Annotated in this window: 15 protein-coding genes; 7 read left to right on the top strand and 8 right to left on the bottom strand. The window is 67.6% G+C overall.

What is annotated here, in order from left to right; translation table 11 throughout:
- Window positions 1–12: 12 nt before the first annotated feature.
- A complete protein-coding gene (gene trmL, locus PSPA7_RS27965) occupies window positions 13–474 on the bottom strand; it encodes a tRNA (uridine(34)/cytosine(34)/5-carboxymethylaminomethyluridine(34)-2'-O)-methyltransferase TrmL (RefSeq protein WP_003155552.1) in 462 nt (153 codons plus the stop codon).
- On the opposite strand from trmL, the gene PSPA7_RS27960 reads away from it, so the two are divergent.
- Window positions 473–940 carry a hypothetical protein gene (locus tag PSPA7_RS27960; protein WP_012077779.1) on the top strand — a complete coding sequence of 156 codons (468 nt, stop codon included), beginning with the start codon at window positions 473–475 and terminating at the stop codon, window positions 938–940. The genes trmL and PSPA7_RS27960 overlap by 2 nt on opposite strands.
- 645 nt (window positions 941–1,585) lie before the next feature.
- On the opposite strand, the gene ntrC is transcribed toward PSPA7_RS27960, so the two are convergent.
- From ntrC to PSPA7_RS27940, 4 genes are all read right to left on the bottom strand, one after another.
- Window positions 1,586–3,016 (bottom strand): two-component system response regulator NtrC, encoded by a 1,431-nt coding sequence (gene ntrC, locus PSPA7_RS27955; protein WP_012077778.1) that lies wholly within the window; start codon window positions 3,014–3,016, stop codon window positions 1,586–1,588.
- 2 nt (window positions 3,017–3,018) lie between these two features.
- Complete coding sequence (ntrB, locus tag PSPA7_RS27950; protein ID WP_003155555.1) at window positions 3,019–4,095, bottom strand: two-component system sensor histidine kinase NtrB; 1,077 nt, start codon at window positions 4,093–4,095, stop codon at window positions 3,019–3,021.
- A gap of 270 nt (window positions 4,096–4,365) precedes the next feature.
- Window positions 4,366–4,938, bottom strand: coding sequence for a DUF4124 domain-containing protein (locus PSPA7_RS27945; protein ID WP_012077777.1), 573 nt, complete (start codon window positions 4,936–4,938; stop codon window positions 4,366–4,368).
- On the bottom strand, window positions 4,935–5,456 hold the full coding sequence (locus PSPA7_RS27940) for a DUF4124 domain-containing protein (protein ID WP_012077776.1): 522 nt from the start codon (window positions 5,454–5,456) through the stop codon (window positions 4,935–4,937). Before PSPA7_RS27940 ends, PSPA7_RS27945 begins: the two co-directional genes overlap by 4 nt.
- Before the next feature lie 284 nt (window positions 5,457–5,740).
- Between PSPA7_RS27940 and PSPA7_RS27935 the strand changes: the two genes are divergently transcribed.
- Window positions 5,741–7,948, top strand: a complete 2,208-nt coding sequence (locus tag PSPA7_RS27935; protein WP_012077775.1) for a mechanosensitive ion channel family protein — start codon at window positions 5,741–5,743, stop codon at window positions 7,946–7,948.
- Here PSPA7_RS27935 and PSPA7_RS32860 read toward each other — a convergent pair.
- Together PSPA7_RS32860 and glnA are read right to left on the bottom strand one after the other, a co-directional pair.
- Complete coding sequence (locus PSPA7_RS32860; RefSeq protein ID WP_012077774.1) at window positions 7,945–8,070, bottom strand: hypothetical protein; 126 nt, start codon at window positions 8,068–8,070, stop codon at window positions 7,945–7,947. The genes PSPA7_RS27935 and PSPA7_RS32860 overlap by 4 nt on opposite strands.
- A 116-nt stretch (window positions 8,071–8,186) precedes the next feature.
- A complete protein-coding gene (glnA, locus tag PSPA7_RS27930; RefSeq protein ID WP_003096016.1) occupies window positions 8,187–9,596 on the bottom strand; it encodes a glutamate--ammonia ligase in 1,410 nt (469 codons plus the stop codon).
- A gap of 336 nt (window positions 9,597–9,932) precedes the next feature.
- On the opposite strand from glnA, the gene thiI reads away from it, so the two are divergent.
- Both thiI and typA read left to right on the top strand, forming a co-directional pair.
- Complete coding sequence (gene thiI / locus PSPA7_RS27925; protein WP_012077772.1) at window positions 9,933–11,387, top strand: tRNA uracil 4-sulfurtransferase ThiI; 1,455 nt, start codon at window positions 9,933–9,935, stop codon at window positions 11,385–11,387.
- 217 nt (window positions 11,388–11,604) lie between these two features.
- A complete protein-coding gene (typA, locus tag PSPA7_RS27920) occupies window positions 11,605–13,422 on the top strand; it encodes a translational GTPase TypA (protein WP_003154709.1) in 1,818 nt (605 codons plus the stop codon).
- Between the two features lie 83 nt (window positions 13,423–13,505).
- Here the strand turns inward: typA and PSPA7_RS27915 are convergent, their stop codons facing one another.
- Window positions 13,506–13,931 carry a helix-turn-helix domain-containing protein gene (locus PSPA7_RS27915; RefSeq protein WP_003157575.1) on the bottom strand — a complete coding sequence of 142 codons (426 nt, stop codon included), beginning with the start codon at window positions 13,929–13,931 and terminating at the stop codon, window positions 13,506–13,508.
- Window positions 13,932–14,014: 83 nt separating this feature from the next.
- Here PSPA7_RS27915 and PSPA7_RS27910 point away from each other — a divergent pair, with 83 nt between their 5' ends.
- From PSPA7_RS27910 to PSPA7_RS27900, 3 genes are all read left to right on the top strand, one after another.
- Entirely contained in the window at window positions 14,015–14,599 is a 585-nt protein-coding gene (locus PSPA7_RS27910) for an SAM-dependent methyltransferase (protein WP_012077771.1), read from the top strand.
- A gap of 139 nt (window positions 14,600–14,738) precedes the next feature.
- Window positions 14,739–18,341: a DUF2339 domain-containing protein gene (locus tag PSPA7_RS27905; RefSeq protein WP_012077770.1), complete on the top strand. Its 3,603-nt coding sequence runs from the start codon at window positions 14,739–14,741 to the stop codon at window positions 18,339–18,341.
- A complete protein-coding gene (locus PSPA7_RS27900; protein ID WP_012077769.1) occupies window positions 18,338–19,732 on the top strand; it encodes a DUF3999 domain-containing protein in 1,395 nt (464 codons plus the stop codon). The genes PSPA7_RS27905 and PSPA7_RS27900 overlap by 4 nt, the downstream gene beginning before the upstream one ends.
- Window positions 19,733–19,791: the final 59 nt, after the last annotated feature.

Here is a 19,791-nt window from a genome sequence, read left to right as displayed (position 1 = left end):
CCGTCCGGCTCCTCAGGCCGTGGCGAAGCCGAGTTGGCGCCAGGCTTCGTAGACGGTCACCGCCACCGTGTTGGACAGGTTCAGACTGCGGCAGCCTTCGCGCATCGGCAGGCGCAGGCGTCGTTCGGCCGGCAGGGCGTTACGCACCTCTTCCGGCAGGCCGCGGCTTTCCGGGCCGAAGAGGAAGGCGTCGCCGCGCTGGTAGGCCACTTCGTGGAAGGCCCGCGATCCCTTGGTGGTGAAGGCGAACAGGCGCGGCTGGCCGAGGGCTTCCAGGCAGTCCTGCAAGTCCGGGTAGCGGCGCACGCTGGCGTACTCGTGGTAGTCCAGGCCGGCGCGGCGCAGGCGCTTGTCGTCCAGTTCGAAGCCGAGCGGCTCGATCAGGTGCAGGCTGCAGCCGGCGTTGGCGCAGAGCCTGATAATGTTGCCGGTATTCGGAGGAATCTCCGGTTGAAACAGGATTACATGGAACATGCAGGGCTCCGGAGCAGATAACGGGCGGCATTCTACCGCCGTCACCTACGATCTGCGGCGCCAGCGCTGGAAAGTCTGGGGCGCGCTGGTGTTGCTCGGGCTGTTGTTCGGGCTGATGCTGGGCAGGCTGTTCGGCCCCGGCTCGCTGCCTGAGGCTGTGCCGCAATTGCTGGCGGTGGAGCAGAGTGATGAAGGCCTGCTCCTACGCTTCGACCGCCAGGCCGCGATCACGGCGGCGCGGGTGGAGGGTGCCCTGACCTTGCGTATCGCCGCCCGCGGCGTGACGCAGCAGGGCGACGGGCGCTGGCAGGGCCAGCCGCTGCGTTGGCGTATCCGCGAAGAGGGGAAGATGCTGCTGCTGAGCCTGGTCTCGACCCGCCCCCTGGAGGGGCGCTGGCAATGGTCGGAGAGCAGGGGGGGCTGGCGCCTGGCCGTCGAACTGCAGGGGCTCGACGGCCGGGAATAAAAGGGGGAATTCTCAGCCTGCCTGTACCGAGGTCCCCAAACGGGAGGGCGGAGCGCGGATCGCGGTGCCGCCGGGATAAAAGAGGGGAGTTCTCAGCCTGCCTGTACCGAGGTCCCCGAAACGGGTGTGGCGGTTGCGCGCGGATGCTGCGCCTGCCGCCGGGTGTAAAAGGGGGGATTCCCCAGCCTGCCTGTACCGAGGCCCCCGAAATCGTCGTTGTCTGCTTCAATGCAGGGGCTGTGCCAATTTTGAAGGGGGGCTGGCGGCGTGCTGGCTTGCCTGGGGGTTCTGTGGATAAGTCTGTGGGCGAGCTGGTGATTAAAGTCTCTGGAAGCCCGTGGATCAAGGGCTTGGCGGTATCCCAGGGGATTGTGGGAAGTTGATTGCGGAAAAATGACGGAGCGGGCTTTTCCGCCAGCGATTCCTGCCGATTTGTCGCCTGCTGGTGCACGCTGCCCAAAATCCGGGCAAGGACCGCAGCCCCGCCGAACCGGCGGATATTGGCCTGCGCCACGGTTCGGCGGGCGGTGCCGGGCGGGTACGGTGCCGAGGCCGGGGCGGCGTCTCGCTTGGCAGGGCGGCGCGACGGGCCATGAAAAACGGGGCCCGAAGGCCCCGTTGCTCGCTCATGGGAGCAGTGGCGCTTCAGTCGTCGCCTTCGTCGTCGGCTCCATCGACGTTCATCCCCAGTTCCTTGATCTTGCGGGTCAGGGTATTGCGGCCCCAGCCGAGCAGCACGGCGGCATCGCGGCGGCGCCCGGCGGTGTGCTTGAGGGCGGTCTCGATCATGATCCGTTCGAAGGCTGGCACGGCGCTGTCCAGCAGGTTCGACTGGCCGCGCGCCAGGGCCTGGTCGGCCCACTGGCGCAGGGCCTGCTCCCAGTTCGCCGCCGGGGTGCTGTCCTGCGGCTGGGTGAGCAGCTCCGGCGGCAGGTCGTCGATGTGCACCTCGCGGCCGGAGGCCATGACGGTTATCCAGCGGCAGGTGTTCTCCAACTGGCGGACGTTGCCCGGCCAGCCGAGGTTCTTCAGGTAGTCCTCGGTCTCCGGCTTCAGCAGTTTGGGTTCCACCGCCAGCTCCTGGGCGGCGCGGCTGAGGAAGTGCCGGGCCAGCGCCGGGATGTCCTCGCGGCGGTCGGCCAGGCGCGGGATGTGGATGCGGATCACGTTCAGGCGATGGAACAGGTCCTCGCGGAACTTGCCGTCGCGCACCAGGCTTTCCAGGTTCTGGTGGGTGGCGGCGATGATCCGCACGTCGACCTTCACCGGGGTGTGCCCGCCGACCCGGTAGAACTCGCCATCGGCCAGCACCCGCAGCAGGCGGGTCTGGGTGTCCGCCGGCATGTCGCCGATCTCGTCGAGGAACAGGGTGCCGCCGTCAGCCTGCTCGAAGCGCCCGCGGCGCTGGGCGGCGGCCCCGGTGAAGGCCCCCTTCTCGTGGCCGAACAGCTCGGATTCCATCAGGTCCTTGGGGATCGCCGCCATGTTCAGCGCGATGAACGGCGATGCCGCCCGCGGACTGTGGCGGTGCAGGGCATGGGCGACCAGTTCCTTGCCGGTACCTGACTCGCCGTTGATCAGCACGGTGATGTTGGAGTGGCTGAGGCGGCCGATGGCGCGGAACACCTCCTGCATCGCCGGCGCCTCGCCGATGATCTCCGGCGTGCGCGCCTGGTTCGCCGGCAGCTCCAGGCCCTGCTGCTCCTGGGCGTGCTGGTTGGCGCGCTTGACCAGCGAGACCGCCTCGTCGACGTCGAACGGCTTGGGCAGGTACTCGAAGGCGCCGCCCTGGTAGGACGCCACCGCGCTGTCCAGGTCGGAATGCGCGGTCATGATGATCACCGGCAGGCGCGGATGCAGCTCGCGGATCTGTGCCAGCAGGTCGAGGCCGCTGGCGCCGGGCATGCGGATGTCGGAGATGATCACGTCCGGCTGCTGCCGGCCGAGGCGGCCGATGACACTGTCGGCGCTGTCGAAGCTGAGCGTGGTCATGCCTTCCTGCTGCAGGGCTTTTTCCAGTACCCAGCGGATGGAGCGGTCGTCGTCGACGATCCAGACGGTCTCTGATCGGCTCATGGTCAATGCACTCCTTGTTCCAGGGGCAGGAACAGACTGAACACGGTATGGCCGGGGTGGCTCTCGCATTCAATCAGCCCCTGGTGCTGGCTGATGATGTTCTGGGCGATGGCCAGGCCGAGTCCGGTACCGTCCGGGCGGCCGCTGACCATGGGGTAGAAGATGGTTTCCTGGAGCTCGGCGGGAATGCCCGGGCCGTTGTCGATGATCTCCACCTTGCACACCAAGCGGTGCCGCGTGTGGCCGATGGTGAACTGGCGCAGGGTGCGGCTGCGCAGGGTGATGCGACCCAGGCGCAGGTCGTTCTGCCCGGCGATCGCCTGCATGGCGTTGCGTACCATGTTGAGCACGGCCTGGATCATTTGCTCGCGGTCGAGCAGCAGGTCGGGGATGCTCGGGTCGTAGTCGCGGACCAGGGTGATGCTGCCCTGGCTTTCCGCCTCCACCAGGCTGCTGACCCGTTCCAGCACCTCGTGGATATTGGTCGGCGCCAGGTTCGGCAGTTTGTTCGAGCCGAGCATGCGGTCGACCAGGTTCCGCAGTCGGTCGGCTTCCTCGATGATGACGTTGGTGTAGTCCTTCAGCGATTCTTCCGGCAGTTCCCGGGACAACAACTGCGCCGCGCCGCGGATGCCGCCGAGCGGGTTCTTGATCTCGTGGGCCAGGCCGCGCACCAGCAGCTTGGTGGTCTCCTGCTTGGACAACTGCGCCTCTTCGCGGGTGATCCGCATCAGCCGGTCGCGCGGATGGACTTCGAGCAGCAGCAGGGTCTCGTTGCGGTTGAGGATCGGGGTCACCGCATAGTCCACCGTGATGCTGATCCCGCTGATCGAGGTCAGGGTGGCTTCGCGCTTGGTGAACGGGTGCGCCTGTTCCACTGCCTGGCGCAGCGAGTTCAGGGCTTCCGGCGACTCGGTGAACAGCTCGCTGATGAATTGCCCGTGGCTGCGCTGGCCGCTGACGGCGAGGAGCATCTCCGCCGCCGGGTTCATGTACTCCAGGCGCAGCTCGCCATCGAGCAGGATCACCGCGGTGGTCAGGTTGTCGAGCAGCAGTCGGTGCAGGGTATCGGTCGGCATGGCGGGCAGCTGTTCCAAGGTTGGGCAGGAAAATGCAAAAAGCAAACCAGGCGCCGAAAAGGCGCGTTTTTTCTGCCGAGGCGCTGGCTAGAGGTGCGCCGGGAGGGTTTTCGGCGACCAGCGGTGACCCGAAATGGGGACAGTATAGAAAGTGGTGCGGGTATTCGCACCAATCTGGTGCATTGGCGTGGCAAGCGGCGTTTTCGCCAGGAGAGCCTGGGAAAAAACCGGAAAATCCTGCCCACGGCGATGCGGGCAGGGAAAGTTCGGCTAGCGTGCGGCCGGCTGTACCGCACTGACCAGCGGCGTATCGAACTCCTGCAGGGGCTGGGCAGCGATGCTCACCCGGTGCAGGTGGAACGGCTGGCTCGGCGTGCTTTCCACGGTCATGCCGTCGGCATCGATGATTTCCACTGCGACCTGGTGGGTGCCGCGATCGAGGTTCTTCAACGGGAACACCGGGCTGCGTCCCGGCGTCCCGGCAGGCTTGCCGTCGAGCAGCAGGCGATAGCGATGGCCGGGCAGCAGCGCCGGCTCGCTGGTGACGGTGACGATGACGTCGCCGCTGTTCTCGCGCAGGGTCGCGTCCGGCTCGGGGAAGAGGATACGCAGCAACTGGTAGGCTGGCGGCTTCACCTCGATCGGCGCCGCGGGCGGGCGATAGCGGATGCCCGGCGGCGCCACGCTGTTGCTCGGCTCCAGCTCGACGCGCTGGGCCTTGCGCCCGCTGGGCGGCTGGTCGGTGTAGACGCGGTTGCCCTCGGCGTCGATGTAGGTATAGACCCCCGCCTGCGCGGCGCAGGCCAGGCACAGCAGGACGGCGGCGAGAAGGCGCGGGATCACCGCTTCTTCCCCAGGTGCACGCGCTGCACGGTGAAGCTGACCGGCGGGCTGGCCTGCAGCACCTGCTCGCCGTTGAGCACCTGTACCGCCAGGCTGTGGTCGCCGCGGTCGATCTCATGCAGGGTGAAGCGCGTACCGCTGCTCGGCGTGCCGTAGGGCTTGCCGTCCAGCACCAGTTGCAGCTGGTGCCCGCTGCGCAGGGCCGGGCGGATGCTGACGCTGACGTTGAAGGTGCCGTTGTTGGCGCGCAGCGCCTCTTCCGTGGGCAGGTCGCTGAGGGCGAGAATCTCGTAGGCGGCGGAGGCCTCGTCGCCGACGGGCGTTGCGTCGGCCGGGGCCTTGGCCGGCGTGTCGATGCCCACGGTATTGGTCGGCTGCAGTTCCACGGTCTGCGCCTGCACGCCGTCCGGCGGCTGGTTGGTGAACACCTTGTTGCCGTTGGCGTCGGTGTATTGGTAGATCTGCGCCCCGGCCGGCAGGGCGGCGGCCAGGAGCAGGCAACTGATGATCAGGCGCATGGACGGTCTCCGGGTGAACCTGCCAAGCGTTGCACCGCATCGGCGCGCTGGCAAGCCGTGCATTGTGCGGCATGCGGGTATTCGAAGGTGTGCGCTGGGGCACGTTGGCGGTCGCTGTGCCTTCGGCTGCGGCCAGGTTCGTCTCAGCCGGCGCTGGTGGACGAACCCTCGTTGCGCCAGAGTGTCTGTGCCTGCGCCGCCGGCCGGCGGACCCGTTCGAAACGGCGGGCTCGCGGCTTGTATGATGCGGCTGTTTCGCTTTCTCACTGGGGACTGCCTTTCTCGTGCCGATCATCACCCTGTTCTCCCTTCGCTCCCGCGCCCTGGCCGGCATGCTGCTGTGTCTCTGCCTCGCCCTGTTCTATTCGCCGCCCGGCGCGGCGGCGCTGCCGAACCCGCTGGCGGGCAGTTCCTCCGGTGGCGACAAGGTCAGCGATGCGCAGTTGGAGCAATCGCTGAACCAGGTGATCCAGACCCTGGAGAACGACAGGCAGCGCGCCGATCTGTTGAAAAAGCTGAAACAGCTGCGCGACGTCACCAAGAAGGGTAAGGAAAGCGAAGGCGGGGTGCTGGGCCTGATCGGCGATACCCTGACCAGCCTGGAAAAGCAGTTCCAGGGCGCGAACAGCCCGGTGGCGCTGTGGGGCAACCAGTTCCAGCTGGCGCGCGCCGAGCTGGAGGAGCGCTTCCCCAGCTGGCGCGACCTGCCGGCGATGGTCTTCGACTTCTCGGTGGTGATCCTGCTCTGGGCCTGCCTGGCCAGCGCGCTGCTCTGGCTCAGCCGCCGGATGCGCGCGCGCTTCGGCTTGTCCGCCGAGCTGCCGCAGCATCCGAAGACCCGCGACCTGCTGCTGTTCGCCCTGCGCAAGCTGGGGCCCTGGCTGGTGGCGTTCTTCATCACCCTGTACCTGTCGGTGGTGCTACCGGACTCGTTGAGCAAGACCCTGGCGATGGTCATGGCCTATGTGCTGGTCTGTGGCACGCTGTTCTCCGCGCTGTGCGTGATCTCCCTCTCGCTGCTCAGCGGCCCGCATCGCCAGCGCGCCCTGGATATCCTGCGGCGCCAGGCGTTCCGTCCGCTGTGGCTGATCGGCAGCCTCGCCGCGCTGGGCGAGGTGGCTCACGATCCGCGGCTGATCGCCGGGCTCGGCGAACACACCTCGGTCTGCCTGAGCACCCTGGCCAACGCCAGCGCGGCACTGTTCACCGCGCTGTTCGTGATGCGCTTCCGCCGGCCGATCGCTCACCTGATCCGCAACCAGCCGCTGGAACGTCGCCTCAAGCGCCGCAGCCTGCATGACCTGGTGCAGTTGGTCGGTTCGCTGTGGTTCGTGCCGGTGCTGGTGCTGGTGGGGATTTCCCTGTTCGCCACCTTCGTTTCCGCCGGCGACAGCAGTTCGGCCCTGCGTCGGGCGCTGGTCTGCGCGCTGCTGGCGGTGGTGGCGATGACCGTGATCGGGCTGATCCGCCGACGCTCCGGCCGGGTCGGCGCCGGCCCGCGGCGCAGCGCGCCGTATATCGAGCAGTTGCAGAGCTTCGGCTATACCCTGCTGCACATCTTCGTGGTGCTGTTCTTCATCGAGGTTTCCCTGCGTGTCTGGGGCATGTCGCTGATCCGCTATGCGGAGGGCGACGGCGAGCAGATCAGCATGAAGGTGGTCAGTTTCGGCACCACCCTGCTGGTCGCCTGGCTGATCTGGATCCTCGCCGACACCGCGATCCAGCACAGCCTCGGCCTGGGCGGCAAGAGCCGGCCGAACACTCGCGCGCTGACCATGCTGCCGCTGATCCGCAACGTGCTGTTCGCCACCATCGCGGTGATCGCCCTGATCGTCGCCCTGGCCAACATGGGCATGAACGTCACCCCGCTGCTGGCCGGTGCCGGCGTGATCGGCCTGGCCATCGGCTTCGGCGCGCAGTCGCTGGTGGCCGACCTGATCACCGGCCTGTTCATCATCATCGAGGACTCGCTGTCGATCGACGACTACGTCGACGTCGGCGGCCACCTGGGCACGGTCGAGGGCCTGACCATCCGCACCGTGCGCCTGCGCGACCTGGACGGCGTGGTGCATACCATCCCGTTCAGCGAGATCAAGAGCATCAAGAACTACTCGCGCCAGTTCGGCTACGCGATGTTCCGCTGGCCGGTGCCGGCGAGCATGCCGATCGACGATGCGGTGGCGCTGGTGCGCGAGGTGGCGATGGAGCTGCGCAGCGACCCGGCGGTCTACCGCAACCTGTGGTCGCCGATGGAATTGCAGGGCGTGGAGAGCTTCGACAACGGCCAGGCGGTCCTGCGCTTCCGTTTCAAGACCGCGCCGATCAAGCAGTGGGAAGTCCAGCGGGCGTTCAACCTGCGCCTGCGCCGGCGCCTCGACCAGGCCGGCCTGGAATTGTCGATGCCGCGCCTCAACGTGCAGTTGAGCCGGGCGCCCAGGGCGAGGTCCGCGGAGCCGGACGAGCAGGGCGCGCCGGCGGACGGCGGCATCTAGCGCTGCAGGGTGATCCGGCGGATGCGACGCAGGCCTCGGTCGTGGATGTCGCGGTATTCGGTGCCGGCCTGGGCGGGCAGGCTGAGGACGGCGGCGAGCAGGAGCCAGAGCGAGTGACGCATGGACGGTCCTCGTCCTCGGGGCGGGGAACGCGGCAAGTCTAAATGCGGTGGCCCATAAAAAAGGCCTCCCGAAGGAGGCCTCAAGAGGGTGACTCGTTGTTATAGGAAACGGTGGGTCAGACGCTGTAGTACAGGTCGTATTCCAGCGGGTGCACGAAGGTGCGCACCTTGATCTCTTCTTCGCTCTTCAGCTCGATATAGGCATCGATGAACTCGTCGGTGAACACGCCGCCCTTGGTCAGGAACGCGCGGCCCTTGTCGAGTTCTTCCAGCGCCTCTTTCAGGCTGCCGCAAACCTGCGGGATTTCCTTCGCCTCTTCCGGCGGCAGGTCGTACAGGTTCTTGTCGGCGGCATCGCCGGGGTGGATCTTGTTCTGGATGCCGTCCAGGCCGGCCATCAGCAGCGCGGCGAAGGCCAGGTAGGGGTTGGCTGCCGGGTCCGGGAAGCGCGCTTCGATACGGCGGGCCTTCGGGCTGGAGACGTACGGGATGCGGATCGAGGCGGAGCGGTTGCGCGCCGAGTAGGCCAGCATCACCGGGGCTTCGAAGCCCGGGACCAGGCGCTTGTAGGAGTTGGTCGAGGGGTTGGTGAAGCCGTTCAGGGCCTTGCCGTGCTTGATGATGCCGCCGATGAAGTACAGGGCGGTCTCGGACAGGCCGGCATAGCCTTCGCCGGCGAAGGTGTTCTTGCCGTCCTTGGAGATCGACATGTGCACGTGCATGCCCGAGCCGTTGTCGCCGTACAGCGGCTTCGGCATGAAGGTCACGGTCTTGCCGTAGGCGTCGGCGACGTTGTGCACGCAGTACTTCAGGGTCTGCACTTCGTCGGCCTTGGCGACCAGGGTGTTGAACTTCACGCCGATCTCGTTCTGGCCGGCGGTGGCCACTTCGTGGTGGTGGACTTCGACCACCAGGCCCATTTCCTCCAGGGCGTTGCACATGGCGGTGCGGATTTCATGGTCGTGGTCGACCGGCGGTACCGGGAAGTAGCCGCCCTTCACGCCCGGGCGATGGCCCTTGTTGCCGGACTCGATGTCGGCGTCGGTGTTCCAGGAAGCCTGCTCGGAGAAGATCTTGAACATCGAGCCGGAGATGTCGGACTTGAACTTCACTTCGTCGAAGATGAAGAACTCCGGTTCCGGGCCGACGAACACGGTGTCGCCGATGCCGGTGGACTTCAGGTACTCCTCGGCGCGCTTGGCGATGTTGCGCGGGTCGCGCTCGTAGCCCTGCATGGTGCTCGGCTCGATGATGTCGCAGACCAGGATCAGGGTCGGCTCTTCGGTGAACGGATCGAGGACGGCGGTGCTGTCGTCCGGCATCAGGATCATGTCGGAGGCTTCGATGCCTTTCCAGCCGGCGATGGAGGAGCCGTCGAACATCTTGCCGGCTTCGAAGAACTCATCGTCCAGCGCGTCGCGAGCCGGCATGGTGACGTGTTGCTGCTTGCCCTTGGTATCGGTGAAGCGCAGGTCTACCCACTTCACGTCATGGTCTTTGATCAGTTGGTGCGACTTGTACGACATGCTGTCCTCCAGGAGGGATTAGAGCTGGGAGCTTTTATCTGTGCCCCAGTATCGGGTGATGCCGGCCGGAATACTCCGCCAGGGCAACCTGCCTCACAAGTGAGCAAGTTGCGTGCCAGTGCACGGAAACGGGCAGAGCCTCATGGTTGGCGGGGTCGGACCTGCTTTTGCACGGCTCTGCGGGTTTCGCCTGCACCGTTATGGTGCTCCATGTTGGTGCATCATTCCATTTTGGTGCACTGAAAATAACTACGCATATTTCTGCTCAATACATGAGCAATTTCGGATATAATTTCGCCCCTTTTTTTCCGTCGCCCCGCGCGTTCGCGTCCCCGCATGAAACTCATCGTCAAGACCTTCCAGGAAATCACCATCAAGAGCCGGCCGGTGCGCAAGCGCTTCATCCGGCAACTGGCGAAGAACATCCGCGCGGTGCTGCGCGACCTGGATCCGGAACTGAAGGTCGAGGGCGAGTGGGACAACCTCGAGGTGGAGACCGCCGTGGTCGACGCCAGGGTCCGGCGCGAGATGATCGAGCGCCTGACCTGCACCCCGGGCATCGGTCATTTCCTCGAGGTCCACGAGTATCCGCTGGGCGATTTCGACGACATCCTCGCCAAGTGCAAGGCGCACTTCGGCGACCAGCTGGCCGGCAAGATGTTCGCCGTGCGCTGCAAGCGCGCCGGCAAGCACGCGTTCACCTCGATGGAGGTGGAGCGCTACGTCGGCAGCGGCCTGCGCCGCGAATGCGGGGCCGCCGGGATCGACCTGAAGCAGCCGGAAGTCGAGGTGCGGATGGAAATCCGCCTCGACCGCCTGTTCGTCATCCATCGCCAGCATCCGGGCCTGGGCGGCTATCCGCTGGGCGCGCTGGAGCAGGTGCTGGTGCTGATGTCCGGCGGCTTCGACTCGACCGTGGCGGCCTACCAGATGATGCGCCGCGGGATGATCAGCCACTTCGTGTTCTTCAACCTCGGCGGCCGCGCCCACGAACTCGGGGTGATGGAAGTCGCCCACTACCTGTGGGAGAAATACGGCCGCTCGCAGCGCGTGCTGTTCGTCAGCGTGCCGTTCGAGGAAGTGGTCGGCGAGATCCTCACCAAGGTCGACGACAGCTACATGGGCGTGACCCTCAAGCGCATGATGCTGCGCGCCGCCAGCCGCGTGGCCGAGCGCCTGGAGCTGGACGCGCTGGTGACCGGCGAGGCGATCTCCCAGGTGTCCAGCCAGACCCTGCCGAATCTCTCGGTGATCGACCGGGTCACCGATACCCTGGTGTTGCGTCCGCTGATCGTCAGCCACAAGCAGGACATCATCGACACCGCCCGGCAGATCGGCACCGCCGAGTTCGCCCGGCACATGCCGGAATACTGCGGGGTGATCTCGGTGAACCCGACCACCCAGGCCAAGCCCTACCGCGTCGAGCACGAGGAATCGAAGTTCGACATGGCGGTGCTCGAGCGCGCCCTGGAGCGCGCCACCCAGCGCACCGTCGACCGGGTCATCGACGAACTCGGCCAGGACCTTTCGGTGGAAGAGGTGGCCGAGGTGCTGCCCGGTCAGATTGTCATCGACATCCGCCATCCTGACGCCCAGGAGGACGAACCCCTGGCGCTGGAAGGCGTCGAAGTCCAGGCGCTGCCGTTCTACGCGATCAACAGCCGCTTCAAGGAACTGGACGCGAACCGCCAGTACCTCCTGTATTGCGACAAAGGGGTGATGAGCCGCCTGCATGCCCATCACCTGCTCAACGAGGGGCACACCAATGTGCGTGTTTATCGTCCGGCTTAAGCAGCCGGGCTTGTTCGGCGGCAGCATCCGCCACCGTCCTCCCGACACGTCCGCCGCCTAGGCCGATGCCCGCCCTTCGGCGCGCCGGCCGGACCGGGGCAGCGTCCGCCCGCTGCCCGCCCCTTAATTGAAGAAGCATGTCGTGTCGGACGCCGCCCTGTCCGACCCCCACCACCGCCGCGAAGCCGCGCTTCGGGCGTCAAACGAGACAAGACTTGTGATCGAAAATCTGCGCAACATCGCCATCATCGCCCACGTCGACCATGGCAAGACCACCCTGGTGGACAAGCTGCTGAAGCTGTCCGGCACCCTCGACCGCAAGGAAGCGGAAAGCGAGCGGGTGATGGACTCCAACGACCAGGAAAAAGAGCGTGGCATCACCATCCTGGCGAAGAACACCGCGATCAAGTGGAACGGCTACAACATCAACATCGTCGATACCCCCGGCCACGCCGACTTCGGCGGCGAGGTGGAGCGCGTGATGTCGATGGTCGACTCCGTGCTGCTGGTGGTCGACGCCCAGGACGGCCCCATGCCGCAGACCCGCTTCGTGACCCAGAAGGCGTTCAAGGCCGGCCTGCGTCCGATCGTGGTGGTGAACAAGATCGACCGTCCGGGCGCGCGTCCGGACTGGGTCATCGACCAGATCTTCGACCTGTTCGACAACCTCGGCGCCACCGACGAGCAACTCGACTTCCCGATCGTCTACGCCAGCGCCCTGAACGGCATCGCCGGCCTCGACCACGAGAAGATGGACGACAACATGGACGCGCTGTTCCAGGCGATCATCGACCACGTCCCGGCCCCGGTGGTGGACACCGAGGGTTCGTTCCAGATGCAGATCTCGCAGCTGGACTACAACAGCTTCCTCGGCGTGATCGGTATCGGTCGCATCACCCGCGGCAAGGTCAAGTCCAACACCCCGGTGGTAGCGATCAGCGACGACGGCAGCAAGCGCAACGGCCGCATCCTGAAGATCATGGGCCACCATGGCCTGCAGCGCGTCGAGGTGGCCGAGGCGGAAGCCGGCGACATCGTCTGCGTCAGCGGCATGGAGGAGCTGTTCATCTCCGACACCCTGTGCGACCCGCAGAACGTCGAGGCGCTGCCGCCGCTGACCGTCGACCAGCCGACCGTGAGCATGACCTTCCAGGTCAACGACTCGCCGTTCGCCGGCCGCGAAGGCAAGTTCGTCACCAGCCGCAACATCAAGGAGCGCCTGGAGAAGGAGCTGCTGCACAACGTGGCGCTGCGCGTCGAGCAGGGCGACAGCCCGGAGAAGTTCAAGGTTTCCGGCCGCGGCGAGCTGCACCTGTCGGTTCTGATCGAGACCATGCGCCGCGAAGGCTTCGAGCTGGCCGTGGGCCGCCCGGAAGTGGTGATCATCGAGAAGGACGGCGTGAAGCAGGAACCCTACGAGAACGTCTCCATCGACATCGAGGAGCAGCACCAGGGCCCGGTGATGGAGCAGATGGGCCTGCGCAAGGGCGACATGACCAACATGATCCCCGACGGCAAGGGTCGCCTGCGCCTGGAATACGTGATCCCGGCCCGTGGCCTGATCGGTTTCCGCAACGCCTTCCTGACCATGACCTCGGGCACCGGCATCCTGACCTCGACCTTCGACCACTACGGTCCGGTCAAGGCCGGCGACGTCGCCCACCGCCAGAACGGCGTGCTGGTCTCCATGGCTACCGGTACCGCGCTGACCTACTCCCTGGAAACCCTGCAGGACCGCGGCAAGCTGTTCCTCTCCCCGGGCGACGAAGTCTACGAAGGCCAGCTGGCCGGCATCCACAGCCGCGACAACGACCTGGTGATCAACCCGACCAAGGCCAAGAAGCTCGACAACATGCGCGCTTCCGGCAAGGACGAGACCATCCAGCTGACCCCGGCGCTGAAGTTCACCCTCGAGCAGGCCCTGGAGTTCATCGACGAAGACGAGCTGGTGGAAGTGACGCCGAAGTCGATCCGCCTGCGCAAGAAACTGCTCAACGAGAACGATCGCAAGCGCTACGAGCGCAGCAAGGTCTAAACCGTTGCCGTACCGGCGCGCCGCAACGGCGCGCCTCGCGGCCGGCAGGCGGGGCAGGGGTGCCCGGCCTGCCGGCCGTTTTGCTATGCGCCGGGGACTTTCCGGCGTGGCTTGATGGCTCCCGCGGCAGCCGCCCGCAGCAGGCGGCGGAACGTCGGGCAGGCCATGTGCTCGCGTGCCGGGCAGCCCGCGGCATGCCGCAGGCCGTCGCGCATGGCGGTGAGGCGGCGGATCGTCCGGTCCAGTTCGTCGGCCTTGGCCGCCAGCGTCTCGCGGTCGATCCGCAACGTACCGTCGGCTGCGCTCATGCCGGCGATCTCGTCCAGCGACAACCCCGCGGCGCGGCCCAGCCCAATCAGCGCCAGGCGCTCCAGTACACCTGCATCGAAGCGCCGGCGCAGGCCGTGGCGGCCGCTGGAGGCGATCAGCCCCCTTTCCTCGTAGTAACGCAGGGTCGAGGCCGGTACCCCGGAACGCCGCGCGACCTCGCCTATGTCCAGTTGCCGCATGCCCTTGACCTCAAGTCGACTTGAAGTGGAAGACTAGCGTTTCGGCACCTGGGCCGTGACGAAATACAGACGAGGTGAACCTCATGTGGGACGAACGCTATGCCGCCGAAGAGTATGTCTACGGAACCGAACCCAACGCTTTCCTGAAAGAGCATGCGCAGCGGCTGGCCGGGCCGGTGCTGAGCGTCGCCGAGGGCGAGGGGCGCAACGCGGTGTTCCTCGCTTCGCTGGGCCTGGAGGTGCTTGGTGTGGACGGTTCCGCCGTCGGCCTGGCCAAGGCGCGCCGGCTGGCCGAGGCGAAAGGCGTGTCGATCGACACCCTGGTGGTCGACCTGGCGGACTACGAACCGCCGGCAGCGGCGTTCGGCGCGGTGGTGTCGATCTTCGCGCACCTGCCCGGTCGGTTGCGCGGCAGACTCAACCGCCTGCTGGAACGTGCGCTGCGGCCGGGCGGTATCTTCCTGCTGGAGGCCTATCGGCCGGAGCAACTCGGTCGCGGCACCGGCGGCCCGGCGGATGTCGACATGCTGGTGAGCCGCGCGGCGCTGGAGGCGGAGCTGCCGAATTGCGAGGTGCTGCTGGCGCGGGAGATCGAGCGCGAGGTGGTCGAGGGTCGTTTCCACACCGGCGCGGCCTGTGTGGTCCAGTTCATCGCCAGGAAGAGGTAGCTCGCCACGGGGCGGGCGTCGGAATGCGTCGAATGTCGGGAATGCGGGCTGTATACTCCCGGCGCGGGTTCCGGCCTGGCAGGATGGCCAGGCCAGGTATCAGTGGATCGTGGTACCTAATTGATCAAGGATTCGACGCATGCAATGGATTTTCATGCTGGTAGGCCTGATCCTCGGCGGCTTCGCCGGGGATTCGCTGGTCGGCGCCATCCTCGGCGGCCTTTCCGGCCTGGCCCTGGGACAGGCTTTCTCGCTGCAGAACCTGGCGCAACAGAACGAGCGCCTGCGCAAGCAGATGAGCGAGTTCGCCGAACGCTTCGAGCGCGGCACCGAGGTCATCCACGAGCGCCTGCTGCGCGTGGAGCGCCCGGCGCAGGACGTTCCGGAAAGCGTTTCCGCGCCGGCCGCCGGCATCGACCAGCCGCTCGCAGACACGCCTCCCGCGCCTCCCGCCGAGGTTGCGCCGCCGCTGGACTGGGAGATCGAGCTGCCGGCCGTCGAGGCTGCGCCGCCTCCGCCTGGTCCCCTGGAACCCGTCCAGCCCGTCGAGAGACAGCCGGCGTTCCAGCCGGAGGACCAGCCGGCGCCCCGCCGCGCCCCAACAGCGGTTCCACGCGAACCCTCGCTGGTCGAACGTGGCTTCGCCGCGGCCAAGGGCTGGCTGTTCGGCGGCAATACGGTATTGCGCATCGGTGTGGTGCTGTTGTTCATCGGCCTGGCCTTTCTCCTGCGCTATGCCTCGGAACGGGTGGTGGTGCCGGTGGAATACCGCTACGCCGGGGTGGCCCTGGCGGCGCTGGCGCTGCTCGGCGTCGGCTGGTGGCTGCGCGAGCGGCGCGCCGCCTACGGCCTGCTCCTGCAAGGCACCGGTATCGCGGTGCTGTACCTGACGATCTTCGCCGCGATGCGCCTGCATCCGCTGATCTCGCCCGGCGCGGCGCTGGTCCTGCTGGTGGTGGTGACGATCTGCTCGGCGATCCTCGCCGTGCTGCAGAACGCCATGGGCCTGGCGGTGGTGGCGGCGCTCGGCGGCTTCGCCGCGCCGATCCTGACCTCCACCGGCAGCGGCAACCATGTGGCGCTGTTCAGCTACTTCGCCCTGCTCAACGCCGGGATATTCGCCATCGCCTGGTTCCGCGCCTGGCGCCTGCTCAACCTGGTCGGCTTCGTCGGCACTTTCGGCATCGGCTTCGCCTGGGGCCTGCGTTCCTACACGCCAGGGCTGTTCGCCAGCACCGAGCCGTTCCTGCTGCTGTTCTTCCTGATGTACGTCGGCATCGGCCTGCTCTTCGCCCGGCGCAAGCTGCTGGAAGCCGCCCAGGCGCCCGAGGAGCGCGGCGAACTGCTGCGCTGGTCGGCGCGACAGGCCGACTACATCGATGCCACGGTACTGTTCGGCCCGCCGCTGGTGGGGTTCGGCCTGCAATGCGCGGTGATCGGCCACATCGGGTTCGGCATGGCTTTCAGCGCCCTGGCGCTGGGCCTGTTCTACCTGGTGCTGGCGCGTGTGCTGCGGGGGCATGCGTCTGCCGCGCGTACCAGCCTGCTGGTGGAGGTGTGCCTGGCGCTGGGGGTGGTCTTCGGTACCCTGGCCATTCCGCTCGGCCTGGACGCGCGCTGGACCTCGGCTGCCTGGGCCGTCGAGGGCGCCGGCATCTACTGGCTCGGCCTGCTCCAGCGCCGCCGCCTGGCACGGATCTTCGCCCTGCTGCTGCAGGGCGGTGCGGCGCTGGCCTACCTGAATGGCTTGCGACCGGGCGAGACGACGCTGCTGGAGGGCTCGCCGCTGGGCGCGCTGATGCTCGGCGCGGCGGCGCTGTTCAGCTTCTGGCAGCTGCGTCGCGCGCCGGCGAAAGCGCTGGCCGACTGGGAGCCTGCCTGCCAGCCGTTGCTGGCGGCCGCCGGCCTGGCCTTCCTCTATCTGGTCGCACCGCTCTGCCTGGCCGTCGACGACACCGCCATCGCCTGGGCCGTGGCCGGCCTGGCGAGCTTGTTCGCCGGCCTGCGCCTGGGCTCGCGCACCTTCCTGTTCTGCGCCTTCGCCGTGCAATTGCTGGGCGGTGCGCTATTCCTCCTGCATTTGCAGGGCGGCGATGGCCAGGGCGGGGTATTCGACTCGGGCTGGCGCGGCTTGATGACCGCCTCGCTGATCGGCCTGGCGCTGATCGGCGGCATGCTGCTGGCGGCGCGCGACCCGCTGGTGAGGGACGACAGTCGGCTGCTCATGGGCCTGAGCCTGGTGCTGCTGGCCGGCCTGGCGTTCGTCAACCTGGCGGTGCTGTTCGTCCTGCCCTGGCGCAGCGCCAGCGCAGTATGGGCCGGTAGCGGGCTGCTGATCATCTGGCTGAGCCTGGTGCTGCGCCAGCGCCTGAGCTTCTACTTCGGCCTCGCCTTGCAGGTGGTGGGCGGCCTGGCATTCCTCCTCGCCGGCCCGTCGCTGCTCGGCTCGCTGAGCGGAGACGGCCTGCGGCCCCTGGCTCATTCCGGGTTCTGGACGCCGGCAGTGCTGGCCCTGGCGGCGCTGGTCGGCGCCTGGCGGCTGCGCCGCGCCGGCGAGCACGAGCGGGCGCTGGGGATCGGTACCATCGGCCTGGCCGAGCTGTCGCACCTGCTGCTGCTCTGGGGCGCGGGCTGGTGGACGCTGACCGCGCTGTGCGAGACCACCCGCTTCGTGCCTGCTGGCCTGCGCGAGCATGCGCTGCTGCTGGTGGCCTCGGCGACAGTGGCGTCGTGGATGCTGCTGGCGCTGCGCGAGCGCTGGCGCGAGCTGGCCCTGCTATGCCTGGCGCTGGTCCCGGTGGCGCTGTTGGCCCTGGCGAGCGTCTGGCGCTTCGATTACCAGCCGTTCGGTGAATTCGGCTGGCTGGCCTGGCCGCTGCTGTTCGCCACGCACTTGCTGTCGCTGCGACGTCTCGCCCCGCTGTTGCCGAGGCGCGCGCTGGGCGCCGCCCACGTGCTCGGCTGCTGGCTGTTGCTCGGGGTGCTGGCGCTGGAGCTGCGCTACCTGTTCGCCCTGCTCGCCGAACAGTACAACGCCTGGCGTTGGCTGGGCTGGGCGCTGGTGCCGAGCGCCTACCTGCTGCTGGTGGCCGGCGGGCGGAGCCTGCCCTGGCCGCTGCGCGACTTCCCGCAGGAATATCGGCTGCTCGCCGCTGCGCCGGTGGCGCTGTTGCTGCTCGGCTGGTTCTGGAGCGCCAACCTGTTCAGCGATGGTGCCGCCGAGCCGCTGCCTTACCTGCCGCTGGCCAACCCGCTGGAGCTGGGGCTGCTGATCGTGCTGTTCGCCCTCTACCGCTGGAGCGACGCCAGCCTGGCCCCGCTCGTCGACGGCAATGCCAGCGTGCGCCTGGGGCGCCAGGCGCTGGCCGGCGCCTCGCTGTTCGCCCTGCTGACCCTGGCGGTGTGCCGCGCCGCGCACCACCTGGGCGACGTGCCGTTCCAGACCGACGCGCTGGCCGCGTCGATGCTGGTGCAGGCGGGGCTGTCGCTGGTCTGGACGCTCTGCGCCCTGGGCCTGACCATCGCCGGTACCCGTCTCGGCCGGCGCGACCTGTGGATGGTCGGCGCGGCGCTGGTCGGCGTGGTGGTGATCAAGCTGTTCTTCGTCGAGCTGGGCAACAGCGGCAGCCTGGAGCGGATCATTTCCTTCATCGGCGTCGGCGTCCTGCTGCTGATCGTCGGCTATTTCTCACCCTTGCCTCCGCGTCGCGCCGAGGTTGCAGCGGAGGCCGAGCAGCCATGACGCGCTCCATCCTGTATCGAACCGCCAGCCTGTTCCTGCTGGGCGCCTGGCTTGCCGGACCGTCTTCGGCGAAGGAAGCGCCGGAGGACTTCAGCCACCTGGTGCCGCTGGCCCTGCAAGGCGAGGGCCCCTGGTACCGCCTGAGCGTGCCGATGAGCGTGCAGTTGGCGGCGGCCCACGCCGACCTGCGCGACCTGCGCGTCTTCGACGGCGAGGGAGCGGCCCTGCCCTACGCCCTGGTGGCCGGCAGCGAGCGACAGGCCAGCACGCCGCACCAGGCCGAGGTACGCCTGTTCCCCTTGCGCGGCTCATCGGCCAGCGATGCGGCGCAACCGAATCTGCGGGTGCAGCGCAATACCAGCGGCACCATCGTCGAAGTGCTGCCGGCCAGCACGGAGCCGGCAGGCGAGACCCTGCGCGGCTGGCTGGTCGACGCGAGTGCGGTGAAGTTTCCCCTGGAGCGCCTGCAACTGGACTGGAACAGCCCGGAGGAGGGCTTCCAGCGCTTCTCCGTGGAAGCCAGCGACGATCTCGAGCGCTGGCAAGCCTGGGGCGACGGGCAGATCGCCCGGCTGACCTTCAATGGCGAGCGCATCGACGTCAGCGAGGTCCGGCTGCCCGCTCGGCAGGCCCGCTACCTGCGTCTTTTGTGGCCCGCCGACGCGACCGCGGTGGAGCTCAGGAGCGCGCGCGTGCACGGCAGCACCCGGACCACCGAGCCGGCCCCGATGCTCTGGTCCGAGCCGCTGCCCGGGCGCCAGGAGAAGGACGGCGAGTACCGCTGGCAATTGCCGCTGGCGCTGCCGGTGCAGCGGGTGCGGGTGTCCCTGGAGCAGGCGCAGGCCCATACCATCGCGCCGGTGGAGCTGTCCGGCCGGGGGCACGCGGAGAAGGCATCGTCACGCCGGGAGATTGCCTGGAACTCTCTTGCACGTGGCGTTCTGTACCGTCTGCCGATCGATGGTCGGAGCGTGCAGGAAAACGAGCTGGAGCTGCCGGGCTGGCCGGTGCGCGAACTGCGTCTGCGCGTGGATCCGCGCGGCACCGGCCTTGGTGCGGCGGCACCGGGCCTGAGCGTCGGCCTGCCGGCCAGTGAACTGGTATTCCTGGTGCGCGGCAGTCCTCCGTACCGCCTGGCGTACGGCAAGGCCGCCGCGCAGTCGGCCGCGCTGCCGCTCGGCGTGCTGATTCCCGGCTACACCGAGAGCAAGCGTGGCACCCTGGGTAGCGCCAGCCTGGCCGCCGCGCTGGAGGTCGCTGCGCCGGTAGCCGTACCGGAGGCGGGAACCGACTGGAAGAAGATCGGCCTGTGGGCGGTACTTCTGCTCGGGGTCGGTCTGCTGGTAATAATGGCAATGAGCCTGCTGCGCTCGCCGCCGAACCGCTCATGAGCCCGCCCCGGGCTATGCTGTTCGGCTGACGAGGGCTTTACGACGGGCGCCCCGGGCGC

This window comes from Pseudomonas paraeruginosa PA7, from assembly GCF_000017205.1.
Classification (GTDB): Bacteria; Pseudomonadota; Gammaproteobacteria; order Pseudomonadales; family Pseudomonadaceae; genus Pseudomonas; species Pseudomonas paraeruginosa.
Note: the sequence above shows the minus strand (reverse complement) of the source record. Positions and strands in the feature narration are given on the sequence as shown.

What these genes read in the sequence shown, in the direction of transcription:
- PSPA7_RS27960 (WP_012077779.1), top strand. Translation starts at nt 473, where the DNA reads ATGCAGGGCTCCGGAGCAGATAACGGGCGGCATTCTACCGCCGTCACC.
- trmL (WP_003155552.1), bottom strand. Translation starts at nt 474, where the DNA reads ATGTTCCATGTAATCCTGTTTCAACCGGAGATTCCTCCGAATACCGGC.
- ntrC (WP_012077778.1), bottom strand. Translation starts at nt 3,016, where the DNA reads ATGAGCCGATCAGAGACCGTCTGGATCGTCGACGACGACCGCTCCATC.
- ntrB (WP_003155555.1), bottom strand. Translation starts at nt 4,095, where the DNA reads ATGCCGACCGATACCCTGCACCGACTGCTGCTCGACAACCTGACCACC.
- PSPA7_RS27940 (WP_012077776.1), bottom strand. Translation starts at nt 5,456, where the DNA reads ATGCGCCTGATCATCAGTTGCCTGCTCCTGGCCGCCGCCCTGCCGGCC.
- PSPA7_RS32860 (WP_012077774.1), bottom strand. Translation starts at nt 8,070, where the DNA reads ATGCGTCACTCGCTCTGGCTCCTGCTCGCCGCCGTCCTCAGCCTGCCC.
- glnA (WP_003096016.1), bottom strand. Translation starts at nt 9,596, where the DNA reads ATGTCGTACAAGTCGCACCAACTGATCAAAGACCATGACGTGAAGTGG.
- thiI (WP_012077772.1), top strand. Translation starts at nt 9,933, where the DNA reads ATGAAACTCATCGTCAAGACCTTCCAGGAAATCACCATCAAGAGCCGG.
- PSPA7_RS27915 (WP_003157575.1), bottom strand. Translation starts at nt 13,931, where the DNA reads ATGCGGCAACTGGACATAGGCGAGGTCGCGCGGCGTTCCGGGGTACCG.
- PSPA7_RS27910 (WP_012077771.1), top strand. Translation starts at nt 14,015, where the DNA reads ATGTGGGACGAACGCTATGCCGCCGAAGAGTATGTCTACGGAACCGAA.
- PSPA7_RS27905 (WP_012077770.1), top strand. Translation starts at nt 14,739, where the DNA reads ATGCAATGGATTTTCATGCTGGTAGGCCTGATCCTCGGCGGCTTCGCC.
- PSPA7_RS27900 (WP_012077769.1), top strand. Translation starts at nt 18,338, where the DNA reads ATGACGCGCTCCATCCTGTATCGAACCGCCAGCCTGTTCCTGCTGGGC.